This is a genomic window from Candidatus Burkholderia verschuerenii (assembly GCF_001189365.1).
Classification (GTDB): Bacteria; Pseudomonadota; Gammaproteobacteria; order Burkholderiales; family Burkholderiaceae; genus Caballeronia; species Caballeronia verschuerenii.
Genome location: NZ_LFJJ01000061.1, coordinates 21,875 through 28,107 on the forward strand (window position 1 = coordinate 21,875; position 6,233 = coordinate 28,107).

Consider the following 6,233-nt stretch of genomic DNA (forward strand, 5'->3'; position numbering starts at 1 on the left):
GGCAGATTTCATCGAATGCCGGACCGCTCGACGCAATGTCGATATGAAACACTTCCGCGATGACCCGTGTCCATCCGTAGATGAAGTAGGTCCAGCCATCCTCGACCTGCAACTGCCGCGCACTTTCCTGCCTGCCTGCGCGCCTGATCGAGAAACACCAGTTCGCCGCGATAGTTCAGATCCCACACGATGCCGCGTTCGGGAAACCTCGCCGCATCCGTCAGCGGCGAGCCCGGCGCATCCTTGCCCAGCCCGGTCGCGTTGATCACGAGCGCGCCCGGCGACAGACGCGCGAGCACCGCGTCGTTGTCCTCGGGGCGCGGCGCGATCACGTATTCGCACGGCACGCCCAGATCGAGTTCGCGATGAATCCGCTCGATCTCCTCCAGCCGCCCGGCCGAGCGGTTCGACACGATCACCTTCGACGGCCGGTTCGCGCCGCGGCTCGTCTGCATCAGATGCCAGGTCAGCGCGATGGTCGAGCCGCCCGCGCCCATCGAGAACACTTCCGCGCCGGTTTGCGCGAAATGCTGCGGCGGCAGAAAGCCGTCGAGCGAGAGGCCGGAGGTGATCGGGTCTTTCGCGTGGCAGACGAACTTGCCGTCGCGTTTGGACAGACAACTGGTCTCGCCCATGATGCGCGCGTATTCGTCGATCTCGTCGAACAGGTCGCGGCAGGCGGCGTACAGGTCGATCTTGTGCGCGTGACGAGCGCGCCGAGCGACAGCGGATCGTCGCGCAGAAAACGCACCGCCTCGCGATACGCGTCGGGACTCGCATGCGGCTGAAAGTCGATGCCCTTGATCTCGACATCGCCCAAGCCAAGATGTTTCGCCCAGGCGGGAAACACCCGCATGATCGAACTCTGCGCCGTCGTGACGCCGATGAAATAGAAAGTCGGGCGGCGCGCCGGTTCGTAACTCATCGCGTGGCTCCTTCGCTTGCGCGTTCGATCAGCATGGCGATGTCCGCGCCGCTGCGCTCGACATACGCCGGATTGGCCTCGGTGCGATAGCCGCCCGCGCCGTCGTCGACCACGCGCAGCTTCATGCCGTTCGACTGCTCGATGATCGCGTAGTCCTGACCCGAATCGGCGGGATAGCAGAACAGCATCACGAAATCCTCGCTGCCGAGATTCACCGAGCGATGAATCCAGCGCGGCGGCACGTAACACACCGTGTTCGCCCGAATCTCGATGATGCGCGTGTCGCCGTCGGGCGACTCCATCAGCCCATAGCCCTTCAGCCCGAAATACAGCTCCGGCCGGTCGATGTTCGCGTGGATATGCCCGCGCGTCATGAAGAACTCGTCGCCGACCTTGCCCGGACTCATGCGCGTGACGCCGGTGATGAGATCGCCGGGCGCCGCGCTCGGGCGATGGTCGGTCACGTCGTACACCACATCGTCGCCGCGAAGCGCCGCCAGCGCGGCGAAGGCGTCGGCATAGAGGCCGGCTAAGTCTTTCAGATGCTTGCGATAGCGCGTGTCGGTGCCGTCCATGAGGCCGGTCTCCAGATTGACGTCGAACGCGCGCGGTTCAGGCCAGTTCATGAATCGTGTCTCCGGGGAATCAATGTCATAACGATTATAAAGTTAATTATAGTAAAGTTAAAAGATAAGTTTAATCGATTTATCACCCGGTTTTTCCGAGAATATGCTGCTTCACAGCAAAGTAACGATAGTTATACGATCTATAAAAATTCATAAAACTAATTATTTTTTGAAGCCGTCAGCGCGCATGGCGAGACGCCGTTCCGCGCTGAAAACGGTCCTTCCGGAGACAACCATGCACGACTCAGAACTGCCGGCGGTCGCGGCGCTGCGCGATGCGCTCGGCGCCGACGTGGTGTCGCTGCCGGCCGACTTCGCCGGACGCAAGCACGCGGACTGGAGTCGCACGCCGAGCGCCGATCCCGTCGCGCTGATCCGGCCGCGCACGACCGAACAGGTCGCGACGGCGCTGCGCATCTGCCACGAACATCGGCAGGCGGTGGTCACGCAAGGCGGGCTGACCGGACTCGCGGGCGGCGCATGCATGCTGGGCGGCGAGGTCGCGCTGAGTCTGGAGCGCATGAGCGGCATCGAGAGCATCGACCGCGTGGGATCGGCGATGACCGTGCTCGCCGGCACGCCATTGCAAACCGTGCAGGAAGCGGCCGACGATGCGGGCTTCATGTTTCCGCTCGATCTCGGCGCGCGCGGCAGTTGCACCATCGGCGGCAATCTGGCGACCAATGCGGGCGGCAATCGCGTCATCAAGTACGGAATGATGCGCGAGCAGGTGCTGGACGTCGAAGCGGTGCTGGCGGACGGCAACGTGGTCGGCGGCCTGCGCAAGATGATCAAGAACAACACCGGCTATGACCTGCGCAATCTGCTGATCGGCAGCGAAGGCACGCTCGCGGTCATCACGCGCGCGGTGCTGCGGCTGCGCCCGAAGCCGCGCGCCGTCTCCACCGCGTTCTGCGGCGCGACGAGTTACGACGCCGTCACCACGCTCTTGCATGCCGCGCAGGAACGCCTGCCCGCAGGCGTCTCCGCCTTCGAAGTGATGTGGCCGGGCTATTACGACTTCGTGCTCGAACGTTTGCCGGAACTGCGCGCGCCGCTCGCCGAACGGCACGCCTATTACGTGCTGCTGGAAAGCAGCGGCGCGGACCCGGAGCGTCAGGCCGAAGCCTTCGAGGATTTTCTCAGCGACATGCTGGAAAGCGGCGTGATCGCGGACGCGGCGCTCGCATCCAGCGAAGCCGATGCCGCCGTGTTCTGGGCCATCCGCGATGCGCCCGGCGAGTATCCGCGCCTGATTCCCGGCCGCGTGTCCTTCGACGTGAGCTTTTCGATCGCCGATGTCGGCGAGGCCGCGCGTCATGCGCAAGCGCAACTGCGCGAACAGTGGCCGCGCGCGACGATCCTGATCTACGGCCATCTCGGCGACGGCAATCTGCATATCGTCGTGCAGGAACCGGACTGGCCGGCCGATACCGCGCCGCGCGTGCAGGCCGTCGTGTACGGCGTGACGGCGGAATTCGGCGGATCGGTGTCGGCGGAACACGGCATCGGACTGAAGAAGCTCGGCGTGATCGCGCTGTCGCGCACGCCCGCCGAACTCGCCGCGATGCGCGCCGTGAAGCACGCGCTCGATCCGCTGAATCTGCTCAATCCCGGCAAGCTGCTGCCGGCATGAACCACCCCGTCGCACGCCAAGCGCGTCACACCCATCACCCAAGCGCGTTCGCGCACATAAAGGAGGAGACATGTCCCGTCTCATGAAGAAAGCCGCCGGTGCGATCGCCCTCGCGGTGGCCGCCGTCGCCCTGTCGTCGTCCGCATTCGCCGCCGACAAGATGAAGGTCGGCATCTCGATGAAGGTGCTCAACGCGCCCTACTTCGCCGCCGCGATGGAATCCGCCAAAGCGCGCGCGACCGAACTCGGCCAGGACGTGATCGTGGCCGACGCGCAAGGCAAGATGCAGAAGCAGATTTCCGATGTCGAGGATCTCGTGACGCGCGGCATCAAGGTGCTGATCATCGATCCGGCCGATCCGAAGGGACTCGTCAACGCGGTGAACGCCGCGACCGCCGCGGGCGTGAAGGTCGTCGTGATCGACAGTACGCTCGATCCGAAGGCCAACTATCTGACGCTGGTGCAGTCGTCGAATCGCGAGAACGGTTCGATGGTCGGCCAGTGGGTCGTCGACACGATGGGCGACAAGCCGCTCAAGATCGCGCTCATCTCCGGCGAAAAGGGCAATCCGGTCGGCCGCGAACGCCGCGACGGCGTGCTCGAAGGAATCATGGAAGCGCAGCTCGCCAAGACCGGCAAGGTCAACGTGCAGGTCGTCGGGCAAGGCTGTGGCAACTGGTCCGACGAAGGCGGCCTGAAGGCAATGGAAGACCTGCTGGTCGCCAACAAGGACATCAACATGGTGCTCGGCGCACGCCGCGCGATCGAAAGCGCGAATCGTCAGGGCATCACGCTGGTCGCGGCGGCGGATGGCCAGAAGGAAGCGCTCGCGCTCATCAAGCAGGGCAAGTACGGCGCGACCGCGCTCAACGATCCGGCGCTGGTGGCGCGCACGGCCGTCGATATCGGCGTGAAGGCGGCGCAAGGGCAAGCGGTCAACGTGCCGAAGATTTCGTACACGCCGTCGGCGGTCATCAGCAAGGACAACGTCGACAAGTTCTACAACCCGAAGGCGATTTTCTGAGGCACGCCGCGCGCGCGCCGGAGGACGACTCCATGCTTCCGTTCATCGCCCTTGCGGGCATCTCCAAGCGATTCGGCGGCGTGCATGCCATCGAGGGCATCGACTTCGACGTGCGCGCGGGCGAAGTCCACGCGCTCGTCGGCGAGAACGGCGCGGGCAAGTCCACGCTGATGCGCGTGATCGGCGGCGGCCATCAGGCCGATGCGGGCACGATCAAGGTGGAAGGCCGCGAGATCACCTTCCGCAATCCGCATGCGTCGCTTGCGGAAGGCATCGCGGTGATTCATCAGGAGACGGCGCTCGCGCCCACGTTGTCGGTCGCGGAGAACGTGTTTCTCGGCGCGATGCCCGCCGTCATCGACTGGCGCGCGTTGCGCGCAAAGGCGCGTGCGCTGATCGAAAGTCTCGGCTTCGAGATCGATCCGGCGGCGCTGGTCGAAACGATGTCGGCGGCGCAGTGTCAGGTGATCGAGATCGCCAAGGCATTGAGCGGCACGTTGAAGCTGCTGGTGCTCGACGAACCGACCGCCGCCCTCGCCCCGTCCGATGCCAACCGCCTGCTCGATATCGTGCGCGATCTGAGAGCGCGCGGCGTCGGCATCGTCTATATCTCGCACCGGCTGGAAGAAGTGTTCGCGATCGCGGATCGCATCACCGTGCTCAAGGACGGCAAGCGCGTCGATACGGTCGCGCCCGGCGATATCACGCGCGACGAACTGATTCGCAAGATGGTCGGGCGGCCGCTTTCCGTGCTGTTTCCCGAACGCCACGCGGCGCTCGGCGCGGACGTGCTGAAGGTCGAAGGACTGACGCGCGGCCGCGCCGTGCAGGATGTCTCATTCTCGCTGCGCGCGGGCGAAGTGGTCGGACTCGGCGGCCTGATCGGTTCGGGCCGCACGGAAGTGGCGCGGCTCATCTTCGGCGCGGATCAGCGCGATGCCGGCCGTATCGAACTGAAGAGCAAGACGCTGAATGCGCGCTCGCCGATGGCCGCCGTGCGCGCGGGCATCGGCTTCGTGCCGGAGGATCGCAAGGGACAAGGCGCGGTGCTGGCCATGCCGATCCGCATCAACGCGACGCTCGCCTCGCTCGATTCCGTGAGCGGGCCGTTCGGCTGGCTCGCGTTCCGGCGCGAACGCGCGTCGGTGGCCAAGCTGATGGAATCGCTGCGCATCAAGGCGCGTTCGATGGACGCCGATGTTTCCACGCTCTCCGGCGGCAATCAGCAGAAGGTCGTGCTGGCGAAGTGGTTTCACGCGGACGGCGACCTGATCATCCTCGACGAACCGACGCGCGGCGTCGATGTCGGCGCGAAAGTCGAAATCTATACGCTCGTCAATCAACTGGCGGAGCGCGGCAAGGCGGTGCTGGTGATCTCCTCGGATCATCAGGAACTGATGGACCTGTGCGACCGCATTCTGGTGATGGGCGAAGGCCGCATACGCGGACAACTGAATCCGGACGACTACAGCGAGGAACGCATCCTCGCGCTGTCGCTGCAACGCGAGGCCGGCGAAGCAACCTCGCTCACTCATACCCATGCGGAGATGACATCATGAATCAAAGCGCCGTCACGCCGGAATCGCAAAACGCGCGCACGCATCGCGCGGCGGCCGCCTCGTGGTGGGCCAGCGCGCGCCGCTTCAATACGGTCGCGATCCTCGTCGTGCTCGTGATCGCGGCATCGTTCGTATCGAGCGACTTTCTTTCGGTGCCGAATCTCGCCAACATCTCGCGGCAGGTGGCGGGCGTCGGCATCATGTCGGTGGGCATGCTGCTCGTGGTGCTCACGGGCGGCATCGACTTGTCGGTGGGATCGGTCGCCGCTCTCGGCAGCGTGCTGTGCGCGTTGCTGATTCCCGAACATGGCCTGTGGTTCGCCCTGCTCGCGACCTTGCAGCGCTGTTGGCTCAAGGGGCAAACCGGCGACGCGCTGCATGCGGTGCTGTGTGCGGCCGGCTACAACCTGCGCTGGCTGCTGCGCGCGATCGTTCGTCTGGGCCTTGGCCCTATATTCTTTTT

At 64.8% G+C, this 6,233-nt stretch carries 6 protein-coding genes; 4 read left to right on the forward strand and 2 right to left on the reverse strand.

Annotated features, from left to right (window positions below):
* Window positions 1-8: 8 nt before the first annotated feature.
* Both BVER_RS32545 and BVER_RS13110 read right to left on the reverse strand, forming a co-directional pair.
* Window positions 9-635, reverse strand: coding sequence for a hypothetical protein (locus BVER_RS32545; RefSeq protein ID WP_198155248.1), 627 nt, complete (start codon window positions 633-635; stop codon window positions 9-11).
* A 286-nt stretch (window positions 636-921) separates the two neighbouring features.
* Complete coding sequence (locus tag BVER_RS13110) at window positions 922-1,551, reverse strand: glucose-6-phosphate isomerase family protein (RefSeq protein ID WP_050453664.1); 630 nt, start codon at window positions 1,549-1,551, stop codon at window positions 922-924.
* 235 nt (window positions 1,552-1,786) lie between these two features.
* Between BVER_RS13110 and BVER_RS13115 the strand changes: the two genes are divergently transcribed.
* The 4 genes from BVER_RS13115 to BVER_RS13130 form a co-directional block, all read left to right on the forward strand.
* Window positions 1,787-3,187 carry an FAD-binding oxidoreductase gene (locus tag BVER_RS13115; RefSeq protein WP_050453668.1) on the forward strand — a complete coding sequence of 467 codons (1,401 nt, stop codon included), beginning with the start codon at window positions 1,787-1,789 and terminating at the stop codon, window positions 3,185-3,187.
* A gap of 70 nt (window positions 3,188-3,257) precedes the next feature.
* A complete protein-coding gene (locus BVER_RS13120) occupies window positions 3,258-4,211 on the forward strand; it encodes a substrate-binding domain-containing protein (protein WP_050453665.1) in 954 nt (317 codons plus the stop codon).
* A gap of 32 nt (window positions 4,212-4,243) precedes the next feature.
* Complete coding sequence (locus BVER_RS13125) at window positions 4,244-5,770, forward strand: sugar ABC transporter ATP-binding protein (protein WP_050453666.1); 1,527 nt, start codon at window positions 4,244-4,246, stop codon at window positions 5,768-5,770.
* Window positions 5,767-6,233, forward strand: a 467-nt coding sequence (locus tag BVER_RS13130) for an ABC transporter permease (RefSeq protein ID WP_369094831.1), incomplete at its 3' end; no start/stop codon positions are given. The genes BVER_RS13125 and BVER_RS13130, both read left to right, overlap by 4 nt.

What these genes read in the sequence shown, in the direction of transcription:
- BVER_RS32545 (WP_198155248.1), bottom strand. Translation starts at nt 635, where the DNA reads ATGGGCGAGACCAGTTGTCTGTCCAAACGCGACGGCAAGTTCGTCTGC.
- BVER_RS13110 (WP_050453664.1), bottom strand. Translation starts at nt 1,551, where the DNA reads ATGAACTGGCCTGAACCGCGCGCGTTCGACGTCAATCTGGAGACCGGC.
- BVER_RS13115 (WP_050453668.1), top strand. Translation starts at nt 1,787, where the DNA reads ATGCACGACTCAGAACTGCCGGCGGTCGCGGCGCTGCGCGATGCGCTC.
- BVER_RS13120 (WP_050453665.1), top strand. Translation starts at nt 3,258, where the DNA reads ATGTCCCGTCTCATGAAGAAAGCCGCCGGTGCGATCGCCCTCGCGGTG.
- BVER_RS13125 (WP_050453666.1), top strand. Translation starts at nt 4,244, where the DNA reads ATGCTTCCGTTCATCGCCCTTGCGGGCATCTCCAAGCGATTCGGCGGC.